Annotated in this window: 13 protein-coding genes; 6 read left to right on the top strand and 7 right to left on the bottom strand. The window is 45.0% G+C overall.

Annotation, left to right across the window (positions count from 1 at the left end; translation table 11 throughout):
• Positions 1 to 9: 9 nt before the first annotated feature.
• On the bottom strand, positions 10 to 2022 hold the full coding sequence (locus AC2Q9J_RS10190) for a sensor domain-containing protein (protein WP_499039552.1): 2013 nt from the start codon (positions 2020 to 2022) through the stop codon (positions 10 to 12).
• Positions 2023 to 2217: 195 nt separating this feature from the next.
• Positions 2218 to 4548: an S-layer homology domain-containing protein gene (locus tag AC2Q9J_RS10185; protein ID WP_499039550.1), complete on the bottom strand. Its 2331-nt coding sequence runs from the start codon at positions 4546 to 4548 to the stop codon at positions 2218 to 2220.
• Positions 4549 to 4941: 393 nt separating this feature from the next.
• Between AC2Q9J_RS10185 and AC2Q9J_RS10180 the strand changes: the two genes are divergently transcribed.
• From AC2Q9J_RS10180 to AC2Q9J_RS10170, 3 genes are all read left to right on the top strand, one after another.
• A complete protein-coding gene (locus AC2Q9J_RS10180) occupies positions 4942 to 6669 on the top strand; it encodes an ABC transporter ATP-binding protein (RefSeq protein ID WP_499039548.1) in 1728 nt (575 codons plus the stop codon).
• The gene (locus AC2Q9J_RS10175) at positions 6662 to 8488 is read left to right on the top strand and encodes an ABC transporter ATP-binding protein (RefSeq protein WP_499039743.1); all 1827 of its coding nucleotides are present in this window, start codon (positions 6662 to 6664) and stop codon (positions 8486 to 8488) included. The genes AC2Q9J_RS10180 and AC2Q9J_RS10175 overlap by 8 nt, the downstream gene beginning before the upstream one ends.
• Positions 8489 to 8596: 108 nt before the next feature.
• Positions 8597 to 9436: a GNAT family N-acetyltransferase gene (locus AC2Q9J_RS10170; RefSeq protein ID WP_499039546.1), complete on the top strand. Its 840-nt coding sequence runs from the start codon at positions 8597 to 8599 to the stop codon at positions 9434 to 9436.
• A gap of 34 nt (positions 9437 to 9470) precedes the next feature.
• Here the strand turns inward: AC2Q9J_RS10170 and AC2Q9J_RS10165 are convergent, their stop codons facing one another.
• On the bottom strand, positions 9471 to 9977 hold the full coding sequence (locus tag AC2Q9J_RS10165; RefSeq protein ID WP_499039544.1) for a YusW family protein: 507 nt from the start codon (positions 9975 to 9977) through the stop codon (positions 9471 to 9473).
• 146 nt (positions 9978 to 10123) lie between these two features.
• On the opposite strand from AC2Q9J_RS10165, the gene kynA reads away from it, so the two are divergent.
• The gene (kynA, locus tag AC2Q9J_RS10160) at positions 10124 to 10978 is read left to right on the top strand and encodes a tryptophan 2,3-dioxygenase (RefSeq protein ID WP_499039542.1); all 855 of its coding nucleotides are present in this window, start codon (positions 10124 to 10126) and stop codon (positions 10976 to 10978) included.
• A gap of 10 nt (positions 10979 to 10988) precedes the next feature.
• Positions 10989 to 11717: a glycerophosphodiester phosphodiesterase gene (locus AC2Q9J_RS10155; RefSeq protein ID WP_499039540.1), complete on the top strand. Its 729-nt coding sequence runs from the start codon at positions 10989 to 10991 to the stop codon at positions 11715 to 11717.
• Between the two features lie 42 nt (positions 11718 to 11759).
• On the opposite strand, the gene AC2Q9J_RS10150 is transcribed toward AC2Q9J_RS10155, so the two are convergent.
• From AC2Q9J_RS10150 to AC2Q9J_RS10135, 4 genes are all read right to left on the bottom strand, one after another.
• Entirely contained in the window at positions 11760 to 12779 is a 1020-nt protein-coding gene (locus AC2Q9J_RS10150; protein ID WP_499039538.1) for a DUF2804 domain-containing protein, read from the bottom strand.
• A gap of 83 nt (positions 12780 to 12862) precedes the next feature.
• Positions 12863 to 13717: a DegV family protein gene (locus AC2Q9J_RS10145; protein WP_499039536.1), complete on the bottom strand. Its 855-nt coding sequence runs from the start codon at positions 13715 to 13717 to the stop codon at positions 12863 to 12865.
• 109 nt (positions 13718 to 13826) lie between these two features.
• Entirely contained in the window at positions 13827 to 14393 is a 567-nt protein-coding gene (locus tag AC2Q9J_RS10140; protein ID WP_499039534.1) for a glycerol-3-phosphate acyltransferase, read from the bottom strand.
• A 629-nt stretch (positions 14394 to 15022) separates the two neighbouring features.
• Positions 15023 to 16399: a dipeptidase gene (locus AC2Q9J_RS10135; protein ID WP_499039532.1), complete on the bottom strand. Its 1377-nt coding sequence runs from the start codon at positions 16397 to 16399 to the stop codon at positions 15023 to 15025.
• 152 nt (positions 16400 to 16551) lie between these two features.
• Between AC2Q9J_RS10135 and AC2Q9J_RS10130 the strand changes: the two genes are divergently transcribed.
• Entirely contained in the window at positions 16552 to 17793 is a 1242-nt protein-coding gene (locus tag AC2Q9J_RS10130; protein ID WP_499039530.1) for a CNNM domain-containing protein, read from the top strand.
• The last annotated feature ends 25 nt before the right edge of the window (positions 17794 to 17818 follow it).

Below are 17818 nucleotides of genomic sequence, written 5' to 3'. Positions count from 1 at the left end.
TTTATTTGCTTAAGAATTCTTTAACCAGGTCTCCAATTCATTTGCTGTCATTGGATGACCGGTGATGTAACCTTGTATGCTGTCGCAATCCATTACTCTCAGCAATTCAAGCTGTTCTTTGGTTTCAACACCCTCAGCGACCACCTGTAAATCGAGTGATTTGCCGAATTGGATCATTCCGTTTATAAGCTTTTGCATTTTTTCCTGCTGTGTAATCGATTGGATAATATCTTTATCGATTTTCAGACTGGAAATTGGCAGCAGCAGCATGTAGCGGAATGAAGCATAGCCGGTACCGAAATCATCTAATGAGAATGAAATTCCTTTTTGGTGCAATTGTTTCATTTGGCGGACAATCGAGTGTTCGGCTTCAGCTTCCAAAGCAAACTTCTCTGTGATTTCAACAGTCAGCCGGTTGGCATCACAGCCATTGATGGTCAAATGCTCCATGAACAAACGGGCCATATCCTTATCGCGGAATTCGCGGATGGAAGAATTGATGCTGACGTTCATCGGAATATCACGGGAGCTCCAGTCTTTCAGCTGCTTGCAGACAGTTTCAATAACGAATTTACCGATTTCATGTATCATGCCATTTTCCTCGGCAATCGGAATCAGTTCATCGGGAGATACAATCCCGGCTTCCGTATCCTGCCAGCGGACCAGTGCTTCAACACCTTCGACATCACCGGTTTTCAGATTGATCTGCGGCTGGTATAGAACCTCCAGATTTTTCTTGTCGAGCGCGTGGATGAGGCGGCGCTCGATAAGGGCTTTACGGTTCAATCGCTCATGGTCATCGGCTGTCAGAGCTGAAATGGCACTGCCGCCGCGCTCTTTGATTTTCTTGATTGTGGCGTTTGAAGCCTTCATAAGATGTACGAAAGTCTGTTGATCCTCAGGGTAACGGGTAACAGCACCGCTGACTGTCAATGGAATGGCGGTTCCCTGAATGTATATCGGATGCTGCTGCAAATAAGCGAGGAACCCTTCAATGAACCAATGGCTTAAAGGGGTTACTAATGCAAACTCATGCAGCCCTGTTCGTGTGATCAAGGAATCCGAAAAATACATCCGGAGCCTTTTAGTGAATTCAATCAATAATTCTTTTTCTGTATCGCTATTGGAAACGTCGCGCAATGTATAGAAATGGTCGATGTCAAAAAATACAAAAGAAAAGTGTTTGCGCTCTTCGATAAATTCATTTACCACCTGCTCGAGGCGGTGGCGATTCTCTAAACCGGTAACCGAATCGATAAATGCGATTTGTTCCAGATGACGCTGTGTTTCCTTAGCTTCTGTAATATCTTTCTCCAAGAATATGTAGTAAGTTTCAGCACCGGTAAGTATCATTGGAATGGCTGTTAAATCCACCCAGTAGAAGTCCCCGTCTTTCTTTACTTTTTTGGCTTCGCCGTTCCAGACGTCACCTTTTTTCAAGGTTTCCATCAATTCTTCGATTATCTGATGATCTTCTTCCGTATCTCCGAACATTTGCCAAATAGGCTTTCCAAGAATCCGCTTGGGCGTCCATTTACTTAACTTTAAGAAATAAGGATTAGCGTAGGTGATCAGGAATTCTTCATCAAAATAAAGCATCATAAATGATTCATCCAAGCCGCTTCGCAAGCTTTCAAGTTCTCTTGCAGGGGAGTCGGCTTGCTGAGCTTCATCCATTTCAAAAATAGTAAGTATAAACTTTTCTTTTCCGGATTTAAAAACTTTCGTCACAACGGTAGTATATGTCAGTGTCCCATTTCCCAGTTCGACTTCAACGTCTTCAAGGCGAATCGGATCTTTACTGTTTATAATCTTTTCCCATGAACACTTATATAGAGCAGCTTTATCGGGATTCATATAAGGGTTGATCTGCCCTTTGGCTGAATCCGATTCTATTTGAAAAACTCTTTCTGCATGGCGGCTGCACCAAACGGTTTGGCCGTTTTCGTTCATAATTATTATGGGAAAAGGGATATGGTTGAAAACGAGATTATCAGCCAGTAGTTCTTGCAATTCACTCATTCCATAACGCTCCTTCTCCTAAGTCTACTCTCATTATAGGGGAGAAAAGACGTATAGTCATCCTTTTCAAAACATTCATGTTTTATTTTAGGGAAATAGTGAATTTATGACTATAAAATATTTAAATGTAGAATAAAAATCAGCAGCTTAACCGTAGTTAAACGGTAAGCTGCTGATTTGTCGAGATTGATATTATTAATTGTTTTCTTTGTACTTCAAAGCCCGGTACATGAATGCAGCGAACTCTGCTCTGTTTACTTCTCTTTCCAAGTCGAATTTGTTTTTGCCTGTCCCTTCAGTAATGCCAGCTTCATAAAGCGGTCCAATGTACTGGGCTGCCCAGTGGTTTGCAGGGACATCGGTGAATGGATGTGTGCCGCCTTCATCAAGATCAAATGCCACCACCAGTACTTTGGCCATTTCAGCGCGTGTCATTTTTCCGTAAGGACGGAACTTGTTCTGATATCCTTCAACGATGCCAGCTTGTTGCACAGCCATAATTTCATCATAGTAACGGAGCGACTCCGGTACATCTGAGAATGGTGTCGGAGCAACGACTTTGTTTAAATCCATCGCCCGTGTGAACATCAAGGCAACGTGCTGTCTTTCGATGCTGTTGCCAGGCTGGAAAGTGCCGTTTTCGTGGCCGGTGATGATGCCGCGCGCAACCATCGCTTCAATCTCTTCAAGAGCCCATTCATAGTTGGTTCCTACAATATCAGGGAAAGTAGGCTCGATTGGCTCTTCAGGATCAGGATCCCCTGGCTCTTCTGGTTCAGGAAGTGCTGCGTCGTTTGTCGTGAATCTGTAAATTTCGGATGTTTTCTTCTGGTCAGTAGAATTTGTGATGTTGATGTACCAGAAGTATTGAGTTAATGGATCCAATTCATTCCATTCAACAGACGCTTTGCTGCCAGACGGCAGGTTGCTGACCGAACCGATCACTTCATCGGTAAAGACATTTACTGCGATATAATCAGTGGCAATCTGTCGGACTGTTGGAACTTCGACAGGTTCTGTCGGCTCCAGTTTATAGCCTTCGGTAAAGTCGTCGCTGTCGCCATCAAAGTAATTATAATCGTCATGGTAAGGAGAAAAAGTATCAAAATCCACTGTGTCCGTTGCAGGGTCGAAAGTCAGTAGGCGCATATAGCCTTCTGCCCCTTCTTTCCCTTGGTAATTCGAAAGGACTTCCAATACTTCGCGGGTTGTGCCATCAGGATCGGTAACTGTTCGGATTTCACGGTCAGCACCGAAATAATGGCCGCCCAAGACCATTTTTACGTTTGGACTTTTTCTTACTACATTAGCGAAGATGTAATCCCCGTCTTTTGATCTGTAACCGCCTGGGGACAAGTAGTTGTGTACGACCAAAATCGCATTTTTATCTGAGTGTTTCGCAAGCATTTGATTGGTCCATTGAACTGTTTCAGCTTCCTGCACTTTTCCGTAGCCAAGATAAAGGATGATGAAATCGTGTGCACCAAAGGAGAAGAGGTCATAATGGTTCCGGTTATTATCCATCTGTTCACCGTACCATGGTCTGTCCTTATAGCGGTCTTTGCCGGCATACGTCCAGAAATTAGTGTAATCGATTTCCATCGTATCCTGGTTCACGACATCCCGGTTTCCGGCCATGACGCCATATGGAATATTCGCTTCATCCATTCTTGTCAGGTTTTCATCGGCGACTGCCCATTGATCCATGTCTGTGGAGATGTTGACAAGGTCACCAGAATTGATGACATAGCCAAATCTTCCTTTATTGTTTTCTTCGATCATCCAATTTGTCATTGAAGCCCATACTTCGGGTTTTTCAGCAGCGTAGAATTGGGTGTCAGTAAACCACGCCATTGTGAATTTGCTATTGTCAACAACAGCATCTTTAGACGGAGCGGCATCATGCACCATCGCCTGCAGTTTGCCGTTCTGGAAGAATTTGCTGTCACTCACTACTTTGGAAAATACGATATTGCCGCCCTGATTAGCTGTTTCCTCATCCAGCACGACCCATTTGCTTGCAGAATAATCCCATGCAGAAAGGATGAGTTTACCCTCTGCCGAAGTTTTACCTTGCCAATTCAATTCGATTTCGTTGCCGGTTGCCAGATGTTTGGAAACGTCGACTTCAAACCGGTGGTAAGGGTAGGCTCCTGTGGCATCTGTAACTGCATATTTACCATCAGCAGCAGCGGCATCTCCTTTATTGGAATCGGTAAATGCGGTGCCGCCGAGAGGAGAGGTTAATGGGTCGGCTTCAGAGGTGTCGAAGAAACCATTTACGTTATTGCTGCTGGCATAGTCATATGTAAAACCTTCCATGAAATCGACGGTTTTCAAAGACGCGCCATTGGGATCTTTAATGACAGCCTCGAGGACTGCATTGCGGTCAACATTTTTTGCATTGTCCGCTGGGACGACATTCGAGACTTCCCCTTGGCCAACATTCGTGGCAGCGAAAGACAGAGAAGGCAAAGTGGATACAACCAGAACTGTTGCCAAGGAAACAGAAAGAATCTTCTTCATACTCATCCTCCTAAAAATTTGATGGAACTGCAGTTAACTGACTGTGACATGCGACAAAAGTAATTACTGGTTAAACCAGTTAAAGAATTACAATATAATGTAAATCTTTTTAACCATATTAACACAGAAAATTTCAAAATAAAGTATTTTATCTGAATAAATTGAATATTTAAATATATATTTTCAAGGTTAAATTTTTTAACCTAAATTTAACCTTTGACTGTTTAAATAGTGGTTTTCTTTTAAATTTCTCTTAAGTTTTTCTTGGAAACTCAATAAAACAAGCCGGATTTTCCGATGGATCGATTTAAAAAACTACCCGTTATCAAAATATTATGTAATAATAGTCAACATAAAAGATTCGAGTTTCGAAATGTTCAGGAGGCAATTCCCTTGAAAACAGTATTTTCCTACGCTAAACCCTATACATTTTATATAGTAATCGCTTTAATTCTCATGTTATTGGAATTGGCTGTGGAATTGATGCAGCCGCTGGTTATCGCGGGCATCATCGATAACGGCATAGTAGCCGGCGATCGCGACATGATTATCCAGCTCGGTATTTTGCTGATGGTGCTCTCTGTGATCGCTTTTGCTTCAGGTGTGGCCAATTCCTATTTCGCAGCTCATGTATCCCAGAGCTTCTCGTTTGATCTGCGGCAGTCGGTATATGGCCGCATCCAATCGTTTTCGCTTGCGATGTTCAATAAATTCCCGGCATCCGGTCTGATTACGCGGCTTACCAGTGATGTCACGCTTGTTCAGCAGATTCTGTTCATGAGTTTGCGCATCATGCTGCGTGCTCCGCTGTTAGTCATCGGCAGTATGATCATGGCTTTTGTGGTCAATCCAAAATTGGCGATTTATCTCGTAGTTGTTTTTCCGATTCTTTTGGCTTTCCTCTATATAATGGTGAAAAAAGGAGTCACTTATTTTAGCTTTGTGCAGCAAAGGCTGGATCGTGTCAACCGGATGGTGCAGGAGAATCTGCAAGCTGTCCGTTTGATCAAAGCTTATTTACGCGGCAAATATGAAGCCAATCGATTTTCGGAAGTGGCCGGCTCATTAAAAACCGATACGGTCAAAGCATTCCGGATCATGGAAATCATTCTGCCTATTTTATTGTTTGGCATGAACTTATCACTGCTCGCGGTATTATGGTTTGGAGCTTTTGAGATCCGGAGCGGTGATGCGCAAATCGGGGAATTGGTTGCAATCGTCAATTACGCGATGCGAATGACGGGCGCTTTCTCCATGTTCTCTTTTATCATCATGGCTTTTGCCCGGTCGAAAGCTTCTTCTGAACGGATCGAGGAAATTCTGCTTGCTGAAGACGTACGTGAAAAAGATACGGATGGTGAGGAGAAGCTGCTGCGCCGAGGCGATATTGTATTCGATAATGTTTCATTCACTTATCCGGGAACAACGATTCCGGTGTTGAAAAATCTGTCGTTCCATATTAAACCCAATGAAAAATTGGCTATTATGGGTGCTACAGGCTCCGGGAAGTCTTCTTTGCTTCAGCTGATCCCCCGCTTCTATGATGTCAGTGGCGGACAGGTATTGATTCACGGGAGAGATGTAAGAGAGTGGTCGCTTAGTGCATTGAGAAAAACAATCGGTATAGTTCCTCAGCAATCCCTGTTATTTACAGGGACCATTTCAGATAATCTATCCTGGGGCAAAGAGAAAGCCCAACAGGAAGAGCTGTCGGATGCTGCTGTCAAAGCCCAAATCCATGACACGGTGGAACGTTTCCCGAAAGGTTATTTCACGCGTGTTGGCCAAAAAGGCGTCAATCTTTCCGGCGGGCAGAAACAGCGTCTGTCTATAGCGCGCGCTCTGGTGCGCAAGCCATCTATTTTAATATTGGATGACAGCACAAGCGCATTGGACGTGAAAACTGAAGCCGCATTATGGCAGGAGTTGGAACAGGAAAAAGCGACGATGCTCGTGGTCACACAGAAAATCCGTACAGCAATGCGCGCGGACCATATTCTTCTATTGGAAGAAGGGGAGATTTCCGCTTACGGGACGCATGAAGAACTGCTCGAAGACTCGGAGCTATACAGAAAGATTGCCTTATCGCAACAGGAAGAGGAGGTGGATGAATATGTTTGATGCCATTCGTCGCCCTTTCGGGTATGAACCGCTGATCAAAAAAGAAGATTTGAAAAAAGACGCAGATAAGAAAACAGAGCGGGCTGATAATTGGAAATCCACCTTGCTGCGAATATGGAAACTGGTCGATGAACAGCGCTTCCTGTTGATCATTGTACTTGCCCTTGTTTTCGTCAGTTCGGCTTTAGCCCTTCTCGGACCTTATCTGGTCGGGCGGGTCTTGATCGACCAATACATCATTCCTGAGCAATTTAACGGGATGGGTGTTGTTATAGCATGGCTTGTATTAATCTATATCGGCCATTCCATATCGCTGTATTTGCAGAATTATTGGATGGTCGGAATCGCCCAGCAGGTAATCTATCGGATGCGCACAGGCTTGTTCAGCCATTTCCAGAGACTTCCTGTTTCCTTCTTCGATAAACGCCAGCACGGTGAATTGATGAGCCGCATGACAAACGATGTCGAGAACGTTTCAACTACATTAAATACATCATTCATCCAGGTATTCTCGAGTATCCTGACGCTGACGGGTACAGCGGTTGTCATGTTCCTGCTGAGCCCACTGCTGACTTTATTGACGTTTATCATTATTCCGCTCATGTATGTATCTGTGCAGTGGATAACAAAACGGACAGGGCGGTTGTATAAAGAACAGCAAAGGGCAGTCGGCGATTTGAACGGCATGATCGAAGAAACTATCTCCGGGCAGAAAATCGTCAAGGCGTTTTCGCAGGAACCTCGGGTGATGGATGAATTTCTCGTGAAAAGCGAACGTCTCCGCCGTGCCGGTTTCTGGGCATGGACATATGCCGGTTTTATACCGAAAGTGATGAACTTTTTAAACAACGGAAGCTTTGCCATTGTGGCTGGAGTAGGCGGTATTCTGGCACTGAATGGCGCGGTGTCGATCGGGGTTATTGTGATATTCACGGAATACTCCCGCCAATTCACAAGACCACTGAACGATCTGGCCAACCAGTTTAATACCGTGCTCTCGGCGATTGCCGGAGCGGAACGGGTTTTCGCCATCATGGATGAAACAGAAGAAAAAGATGATTTGGTGAAAAATGTAGACAAAGAGTTTTCGGGCAAAGTTGAATTTGATAATGTTTCCTTCAAATATGAAGGTGCTGAAGAAGAGTGGACGATCCGCGATGTCAGCTTTTCGGTCGCCGTCGGACAGACTGCGGCTTTGGTCGGTGCAACCGGTGCAGGGAAAACAACTATCATGCAATTGCTGGCAAGGTTTTATGATGCCAATGAAGGCGAAATCCGGATAGATGGCACGCCAATTTCGTCGATGCCGCGTGAAACGCTTCGGAAGCAGATCGCTTTTGTACTGCAGGATCCATTCTTATTCGAAACGTCTGTTTACGACAATATCCGCTATGGCAAGCTCGATGCAACCGAAGAAGAGGTTATTGAAGCTGCGAAGAAAGCAAATGCCCATGACTTCATCCAAAAACTGCCGAACGGCTACGATACAATTCTGGAAGGAGACGGTTCCATGATTTCGCAGGGACAGAAGCAATTGCTGTCCATTGCACGTGCTTTGATCGCGGATCCGGTTATTCTGCTTCTCGACGAAGCTACGAGCAGCATCGATACTGTTACCGAATTGAAAATTCAGGAAGCGCTTGAGCGGCTGATGGCCGGCAGAACAAGTTTTGTCATAGCTCACCGTTTGAATACAGTGCGCCAGGCGGATCTGGTATTCGTGATGGAACTCGGCAAACTGGTGGAAGCGGGAACTCAGGATGAACTCCTCGAAAAGGGCGGCTTATACGCCACGATGCTGGCTGACGCAAAATTGTAATAGGAATCCCGAAGGAAGAGAAATTCTCCTTCGGGATTTTTTTCTCCACAAACATCTCTTATGGCAGGTATGATACGATAAATATAAAAAAAGACGGGTGGTGCTGAGATGGAATTGTCTCTTTCGATTGCGTCATTTCCTCTGGATTCCGAAACGATTCAGGATATGCATGGATTATTGGGAATGGCGGAGGTGGATTACAGCAAGCCCTTGTTTGATTCCGGTTGGGGGGCGGCGGATATTCCCGGGTTCGCTGTGCTTGCCTATACAGAAGAGAATGAATTGCTTGGTTTTGCTGTGGCTGTGGATATTATCGGTCTGGATTCGTATGAATGGTCTGCTTTTGTGCATCCCGACTACAGAAGAATGACCATTGGTTCTGCGCTGGCCGGTGGAGTCGCATATGGATTAGAACAGCGCCAGGCTGTAGAAGGGCTGGCCGCCTTTATAGAAGATGAAGTTGCTAAAGCCTTTGTGGCAAGCTTGGACTATCAACCTGATTTTAAGGAAATAGAGCTGGAGGCAGAGCCACTCGACAAGTTCGAATTGCCGGAAAACGTGGCCGTCATTCCTTACGATGGAGAAATAGAGAAGCTGGAAAAGTTGATGGCCGCTGCATTTGATGATGAGGTTCTTCCTGTCGTTCACTATAATATTGAAAGAACGGACAGAGAAGTATTCATCATGAAACGTGAAGGAGAGCTGGTGGCGAGCGCATCGCTGTTAGATGAAGAGGGTGGTTTGTGGATTACCGCATTTGCAGTTGACCCCGCTGAACAAGGGAAAGGCTACGGCAAGGCCTTCTTATTATGGTGCCGTCATTACGCCTTGTCGCAGGGGAAAAATCGGGTGGTTCTCGAAGTTGAAACTGCCAACGATGCGTTGGCTGTCTACCGCAAATCGGGATTTCAACCGGTGCATACAATCGAATATTGGAAAAAAGCATGAAAAAGCCATCCGCTGATGGATGGCTCACTTGTCATCAATTTCCTGATGCCTGATATTCTTTATCGGTTCCTTCGGGGTAGGTCACTTCAACTTCGATGGATTCAAAATTCGATTCGATGCTGAATACCTCGGTAACCTTATTGATTACTTCTTCTTCTGACATATCTTCAGTCAATTTGAGTTCAGCCAATAAAGGTTCTATTTTATCGAAGGCATCATTTCCTTCCAGTACTTCATTGGAGACTTTGTCTTCGTATTCAGCTTCTACCAAATCCTTAATTTCTTCATAGGAGACGGTTAACGCATCATCCTGGTCGGGATAATCGACATCCAATTCAAAATCCGTGAAACCGAACACTTCACCGCCGACATTTTCCTCGGCAAGACCGCCTTCAGGATTGGCGTCTTCAACTCCGTCCTTTGTTTGGGAAGCTTCATCTGTAACCGGTTCTGTCACTTGTTCATCGTTGCCGCACGCGCCGAGTACGAGGCTGGAGGAGAAAAGGATTCCTGCCACAACCGAAAATTTTTTATTGATCATTACGCTCATCCTTTCGTTTTCCATTTATAAATTGCATTCCCGATTTTCAAAGACATAAGCTTTTTTCAATAAAGGATGATTTTACAGCAGCGGAGTTAATGCAAAAGCCGAGAAGAGGAAAAGCAGAGCATAAAGGGGTTATTTTTGTGGATAAATATAATAACGGCCAAAATATTGCAGCAGCTTCCGAAACAAACATCAGAACGGATTTTAAGGAAAGCATGACTTACGGTGATTATTTGCATTTGGATCAGCTTTTGACTGCGCAGGATGGAGTCAGCGGGCATCATGATGAAACATTGTTCATCATCATCCATCAAGTATCGGAATTATGGATGAAATTAATACTTCATGAATTGCGCGCAGCCATCCGCAGTATAGATGCGGATGACCTTCAGCCCGCATTCAAGCAAATGGCCCGTGTATCGAAAATCCAATCCCAGATCATTAATGGGTGGGATGTGCTGGCAACGATGACACCGGCGGAATATATGGAATTCCGTGATGATCTTGGCAATGCCAGCGGTTTCCAGTCCTATCAATATCGGATGATTGAATTTGCGCTGGGATATAAAACGAAGCATGTGCTGAAAATATATGAGAAGGACCCAGCTCTTTTAAAAGAGTTGACTGCGGCTTTTGAAGCGCCCGGCCTCTATGATGCTGCCATACAGAAATTGGCGCGGAGCGGGTTCCACATTGATAAAGAAGTTTTGGAACGCGATATCACAACGGTTTATGAGCCGCACGACAGTGTGAGGGAAGCCTGGAAAGCGGTTTACCGTGATGTGGATACGCATTGGGAATTGTATCAATTGGCGGAAAAACTGGTGGATATTGAAGACTGGCTGCAGCAATGGCGTTTCCGCCACATGAAGACGGTTGAACGCATCATTGGTTTCAGACAAGGGACTGGCGGTTCTTCCGGTGTCCATTATTTGAAAAAAGTGCTGGATCAGTATTTTTTCCCAGAACTCTGGGATATCAGAACAGAAATTTAGGAGGGGTCATATGAGAATTTACGCACATAGGGGATGTTCAGGAACCCATCCTGAAAATACTTCAGCTGCTTTCAAGGCGGCAGCGGAATTGCCGATCACCGGGGTGGAAATTGATGTCCATCTCACAAAAGACAGAGAAATAGTAGTGATCCATGATGAAAAAGTTAACCGGACAACCGACGGAAAAGGTTATATCAAGGATATGACTTTGAGTGAAGTGCGGAAGCTCGACGCCGGGTCCTGGTTTTCAGAAGAATTTGCAGGCGAAAAAATACCTACACTTGATGAGGTGTTCGATGTATTCGAGAAAACGAACCACCGTTTGAATATTGAATTGAAAACGGATGTATTCCCGTATGAAGGTCTGGTCGACAAGGTGCTTGAAGCCGCAGAAAAGCGCGGATTCCTGCACCGTGTGCTGATTTCATCGTTTAACCATGAAGACATCCAGACGGTAAGCCGAAAAAAATCAGTTGAATCCGCGATTCTTACTTTAGATGTTTATGTTGATGTCTATGATTATGCACGGGTAGTGGGAACAGACCGTATCCACATGTCCTTGCCGGCTGCTTTTCGCCGTATGGCTACCGATGCCTTGCGCAAAGGCGCCATCGTTTACGTCTATACAGTCAATGAACTCGAGTACGCCCGGCAATTGCAGCAGATCGGCATACACGGCATCTTCACCGATTTCCCGGAAAAGATGCTGGCGGAACTGGAAAGCCCGGTGAATCAGTAGAATACAAAAAGAGACGCCGGCATCCCGCCGGCGTCTTTTCTATTACCACTTCGCATAATGCTCTTCAATGGAGCCAAGCAATTGGCTGATTTTTAATTTTTTGCCATCCTCGTAGCGCACATACCCGTTATAATAACCGAATAGCTGATGTACTTCAGATTTCACCAATTTCATATCACTTTTGGAGACTCGCTCGAAAAAAGGAGTGAATTCCAATTTCACATCATCAGAAAACTTGGTGGTAATCTTCCATGGCTCTTTATAATCCGTATTGTCATAATGGAACAATACATCTTCGTGGATTTTATTCATTTTGCCATTTACGAAAAAAGCATTTTCTGTCATGCCGGTGCCGTCGGTCCATTTGCCGCCGAAATTCAATCCGATGGTTTTGCCAAGGGACCTCTGGGAAGCCATCGCCCAATTCCACGAAGATTCCCGCGGCCAGACGCCTCGGCCAGTATCCAGAACGGCATAACTTTCTACCGGTTCAAAATTATATTGATGCGAACCGACTTTCACTGTTCCGGTTGCCGGCAGGCATAAGTGCTTGCCGGTAAATTGGAAAGTTTGCCGGTTCCACGGGATCACGACGTTCAAAGATTCGTGGTTGTTAGGATAATTGATGTTCAGGTCGGCATTCAATTTTTCACCATCAAAATCATCAATTTGAACAGTGATGTGGGTTGACTCCTGGTTGTATAGAAATTCGATAGACATGTCCGGATGTTCAAATTTACAAGTATCAAGGGAATCGTCCGCGATGACACGTTTTCTGGAAAATGGCAGGACAACTGTTTTTTCATAGAAGCGTTGAGTTTCGTAATTAAGGAAATAAACAAAGCAGACTGTCGCGTAATCCAAATGGCTGATGGTTGCGGAAAACATGATTTCTTCACCAAAAACGCACCAATAATTCCACTTTTTTTTGCGCATGAAATTGCCTTTAAGATTGCTGATGATTAAAGGTTTGCGCGCAAATCCAATTGCTTCAGGATTTAACTGGCCTTTCGCGTCACATAATTCTACAGTGTTAAAAATCTCTCGTTCAACATGCTGCATATATACCACCTCGCCGTCATTCTGCTTTCATTGTAGCAGAAGAAACAAGGTATATCTTCTATGACCTCTGTGAAGAGACTCGATTATTGAGGACTTTTTCTCCACATGAATGCCAGAGTGCCTTCTCCCGCATGAACTGCCAGAGATGAACTTAAATCACCGATGACGATTTGAGCTTCAGGGATGACTTTCAATACTTCCCGTTTTAAATTTTCAGCTTCTTCATGTGTATTGCCGTGCATGATCTGGAATGTATCCACGCCAAATTCCTTATGGTCTTCAACAGCGTGGTCGATCAGATATTTTACCGCTTTTTTATGGGACCGTACCTTATCGATCGGTTTTAATTCGCCTTCCGGACTGATCTGAACGATGGGCTTAACTTGAAGCAGGCTTCCGATATAGTATTGGGCTCCACTCATGCGGCCGCCTTTGTATAATTGGGTCAAGTTGCCGATCAGGATATAATTGCGGAAGTTGGCCGTTTCTTCTTCGAGTTTCTTCGCAATTTGCTCGGCGCCGAGCCCTTCTTTCTCAAGTTCAATGCCGCGTTCGACCAGACCCGATAAACCGTATGACAAGGCAAGCGAGTCCACTGCGTAAACTTTAAAACCTGACATATCCGCCCCGGCAGTCGAAGAAGCGATAGTTCCACTCAATTTAGCGGAAGCATGGACGGCGATAGCACATTCATACTCCTCTTTCAGTTTGTCGTACAGCTCCGCAAATTTACCAGCGGACGGTTGGGAAGTTTTCGGAAATTCAGGGGCAGCTTTAATACGTTCATATAGCTGAGCCTGAGTCAAATCCACTCCATCTATAAATTCTTCAGAACCAAAGTGTATATTGAGAGGCACAATATAGACGTCTGGATGCGCTTTCATTTCTTCAGTGACGTAGCCTGTGGTGTCCATTACCCATGCAATCGGTTTTTTCATAACTCAACATCCCATCTTTTAATTTTTTGAATAATAAAACTATAACACGAATAGTTTTATGCGGATAGAGGAGCGGCGCACGAAATTGGAGGCTGTCTTGAGAACTGCGTCAGGACTTAACAAAACGCTTTGTGTAGGACTCTTCAATATCGAATCGGTGCTTATAGACAATAATAATAATAGCCAATATTAACGGCCAGACGACAGGGATGACCTGCAGAACCACAGCCAGCACAATAAAAGCGGTGAATGCGCTCAGCATACATAAAGTTGCGCTTTTAAAGAACGGATAAAAAGCGATGAACATGACAAACATAGCGAGAAAAAGTTCAGGCGTCAGAAAGAACGTAACCCCTAAAAAAACGGCGATGCCTTTTCCGCCGTGGCCACGGAGCCAAAAAGGAAAGAGATGACCGAGTACAGCCAATAACCCAGAGACGGCAATTGCCCACAATGGGAAGTTAAAGTAGAATCCGGCAAAAACCAGTAAGACACCTTTTCCGGCGTCACCTAAAAAAGTGAGCAGGAATGCCCGTTTTCCAATGACAGCCCCTGCATTGCGCGCTCCCAGATTGCCGCTGCGTTCTTTGCTGAGATCGACGCCCTTCCATTTGCCGACGAGCCAGGCAGTCATAAGGGTGCCGATTAAATAAGAAAAAAGAAAATAAATAAACATGTTTCGGCCTCCATTGGATGTATCTTTTTCTAACGATCTTAATTGAATTTCTATTTTTTTATAAACGCTTAATTCCGCAAAACCGCTTGCTTTCCAAAAACCGTGCTCCTGCATCGCTACGCTAGCTTCGTCGCAAAGCGCAGGCCGAAAAAATCTGGCCGCGCTTGGCTCGCGCTGAGCTAACCCGGTCTCGTTCCACTTCGCCCGGGTGGATCTCAGCCCTTCGCCGGGTCGCCTGGGAGTCTGCGCGGTTTTGCTCCATACCGCGGGAGATCCTTCTATAAATGCAATAGACGTCAAAGAAGCTCACTCGGACATTTCGTCCGAGTGGGTGCTCAAGATGATATTAAAATTTGAGTAGGCAGCTGGTACTTCACGTTCTCTATAGAAATCAATTCCAGTGAAGGAGCGCCTCTGGACCGGCTGGAGCAATAAGACGAGTGTCCTTCTCGGCTTATTGTGGGAAGCTGGTCCTAAGCGACGGAGCGGCATTCCAATTATTAATCTGAATTTACCATCTTTCCAGCCTTCCATTACTAATAGTAAAGCAGTTTTTCCACAGGAAGGAAACCGCACGATAAAAAAACCTTCCTGTCATTGGAGGCAGGAAGGTTGGAAGTCAGTTTATTTTATTTCAATGCAGAGGCTTCAAACAGATAATCGCAAATGACGCGCAGCCCTTTGTCGAAGTTTTCAAGATGGAAGTGCTCGTTTGGCGCATGGAAGTTCTCGGAAGCAAGACCGAATCCCATAAGAACGACAGGACGCTCTAGGATTTCATCGAAGGCTGCGACAATCGGAATCGAACCGCCCATACGGGTGAAAGCAGTCGGTACGCCGTAGACTTTCTCATACGAACGGCCAGCCGCCTGAATTGCAGGATGGTCAAATGGCGTCAGGAACGGTTTTCCTTTATCGAATTCTGTAATTTCGACAGACACGCCAGCCGGTTTATGCGACTCGACATGCGCTTTCAGTTTGGCGACAATATCGTCCGGGTCCTGGTCAGGAACCAGGCGGCATGTGATTTTGCTGCTCGCTTCCGCTGGAAGAACAGTTTTGATGCCTTCACCGGAAAAGCCGCCTGTAATGCCGTTGACTTCAAGTGTCGGGCGGATCCATGTACGTTCAACAAATGAATAACCCGCTTCACCGAAGTCTTCTGTGATGCCAAGTTCTTTCTTTTCGTTTTCCAGATTAAACTCGAGTGATGCGAATTCAGCGCGTTCCTTATCGGAAACCGGAAGCACGTCGTCATAGAAGCCTTCGACTTGGATGACGCCTTCTTTGTCACGGAAACTTTCAAGGATTTCAACGATGGCATGCAGCGGGTTTTGCACAGCGCCGCCGTATAGTCCGGAATGCAGATCGCCTTTTGGTCCTTTTACATCAATCTGGATTCCGGCAAGTCCGCGCAAGCCATAGCAGACTGCCGGACGTCCAGGCCCTTGCATGCCTGTATCGGAAATGACGATCAGGTCAGCTTCAAGTGCCTCTTTATTTTTTTCTACATATGCGGGAAGACTTGGACTGCCGATTTCCTCCTCGCCTTCAATGATGAACTTCATGTTGACCGGAAGTTCGCCATTCAATTGCAATAAAGCTTCCGCCGCTTTGATGTGCATGAAGGTCTGGCCTTTATCGTCGCTTGCGCCGCGGGCATATAATTTATTGTCGCGGACCTGCGGCTCAAAGGGCGGTGATTCCCACAAGTGAAGGGGGTCGACCGGCTGGACGTCATAATGCCCATAAACCAGAACTGTCGGTTTGCCTTCAGCGTGAAGCCAATCAGCATAAACCAACGGATGACCACCGGTTTCATCAATTTTGACATTCTCAAGTCCAGCTTTTTCAAAAGAATTGACCAGCCATTCAGCGGCTGTCAGCATATCCTTTTTATGCTCTGACAACGAACTGACGGATGGAATCCGCAAAAATGATTCCAATTCTTCCAAATGATCTCCGCGGTGTTGCTGGAAATAACGTTCAATTTGCTGTGCATCCATTCTGAAAACCTCTTTTCTTTATATTTTTACAATGGGAAAAGTATACCACAAGGAAGTTCTACTTTTCGACAGATGGAAAATCGCTGTGATATAATTGTACGTACGGAAATAGCTCGAAAAATTTTGTGTTTTAGACACTGGAGGAAACAATTTTGTTTATAGCGTTAGGAATATTTTTAATAATGTCGTTCTTCTTATCAGGAAGCGAAACGGCATTGACTGCGGTTAATAGGATGAAGGTCCATCTTCGCGCCGAGCAGGGGGATGTAAAGGCACAGAACCTGCAAAAATTGATCGCGAAGCCGGACCGGATGATCACTACTATATTAATCGGAAATAATATTGCTAATATCATGCTGCCAACCCTCGTCACCATGATTGCAATCGACAGAGGGTGGGAAGTCGGACTGGCGACAGCAATTTTAACGTTAGTCCTGATCATATTCGGTGAAGTTCTGCCGAAAACAATCGCAGCGACGTTTGCTGACAAAGTCGCTTATGTAGTCGCACCGGTAATCCGTGTGCTAGTCTTCATACTCAAGCCGCTTACATGGCTTCTTGCACAATTCACTAATATCTTTATCCGCATCATTTCAAAAGGCAGCGTCAAGGAAGCGACGATGACAAAGGAAGAGTTGCGTACAATGGTCGATATTGCGTCGACTGAAGGGACATTCGAGGAAGATGAATCTGAACGGATCAAGGGAGTTCTTGATTTTCCGCATAAAGACGTTTCAGACGTAATGTCCACTCACCGTACGGATATTGTCGGTATTTCCATCGAATCAACCTATGAAGAAGTCCGCGATTTAATCCTGGATTCTTCCTATACCCGTTATCCAGTCTATGAAGAAAGCATGGATAACGTAGTTGGCCTGTTCTATTCGAAAAAATTGATTGAATGGTCAATGAATCCCAACCTGACGCTGCAGGAATTGATGGATGATAATCCGCTATTCGTTGTTCAGTCAGTCAGCGTTGAAAAAGTCTTTAAGATGATGATGGCCAAGAAAAAACACATGGCTGTTATTTTGGACGAATACGGCGGTACGCTTGGAATCGTTACACATGAAGATATTATTGAAGAAATGATTGGACAGGACATCGAGGACGAGACCGACGAAGAAGATGATGAGCTGGTCTTTGAAATGACCGAAAATACCTTATCATGCCACGGTCGACTTGAAATAGAAGATGTGAACGAAATGTTCGAAGTGGAAGTTCCGAACGACCACGATACCATTGCCGGATTTGTCATGCAGCAGCTTGGCCATGTGCCGGATGAAGGTGAACAGTTCACATATGAAAATCTTCATGTTGAAGTAAATGAGATGGACCGCAATCGCATCGTGCGCTTGACGATCACTAAAAAAGACGAAGAAGTATTCGCGTAAAACCTGCCCTTTGGGCGGGTTTTTT

The sequence above is a fragment of the Planococcus sp. RAB007_Raresut genome, assembly GCF_057369535.1.
This window is presented reverse-complemented; position numbering and strand designations above follow the sequence as displayed.

Coding starts and splice junctions, on each gene's coding strand:
- AC2Q9J_RS10190 (WP_499039552.1), bottom strand. CDS start 2,022: ATGAGTGAATTGCAAGAACTACTGGCTGATAATCTCGTTTTCAACCAT.
- AC2Q9J_RS10140 (WP_499039534.1), bottom strand. CDS start 14,393: ATGTTTATTTATTTTCTTTTTTCTTATTTAATCGGCACCCTTATGACT.
- AC2Q9J_RS10165 (WP_499039544.1), bottom strand. CDS start 9,977: ATGATCAATAAAAAATTTTCGGTTGTGGCAGGAATCCTTTTCTCCTCC.
- AC2Q9J_RS10150 (WP_499039538.1), bottom strand. CDS start 12,779: ATGCAGCATGTTGAACGAGAGATTTTTAACACTGTAGAATTATGTGAC.
- AC2Q9J_RS10185 (WP_499039550.1), bottom strand. CDS start 4,548: ATGAAGAAGATTCTTTCTGTTTCCTTGGCAACAGTTCTGGTTGTATCC.
- AC2Q9J_RS10145 (WP_499039536.1), bottom strand. CDS start 13,717: ATGAAAAAACCGATTGCATGGGTAATGGACACCACAGGCTACGTCACT.
- AC2Q9J_RS10135 (WP_499039532.1), bottom strand. CDS start 16,399: ATGGATGCACAGCAAATTGAACGTTATTTCCAGCAACACCGCGGAGAT.
- AC2Q9J_RS10170 (WP_499039546.1), top strand. CDS start 8,597: ATGGAATTGTCTCTTTCGATTGCGTCATTTCCTCTGGATTCCGAAACG.
- AC2Q9J_RS10155 (WP_499039540.1), top strand. CDS start 10,989: ATGAGAATTTACGCACATAGGGGATGTTCAGGAACCCATCCTGAAAAT.
- AC2Q9J_RS10175 (WP_499039743.1), top strand. CDS start 6,662: ATGTTTGATGCCATTCGTCGCCCTTTCGGGTATGAACCGCTGATCAAA.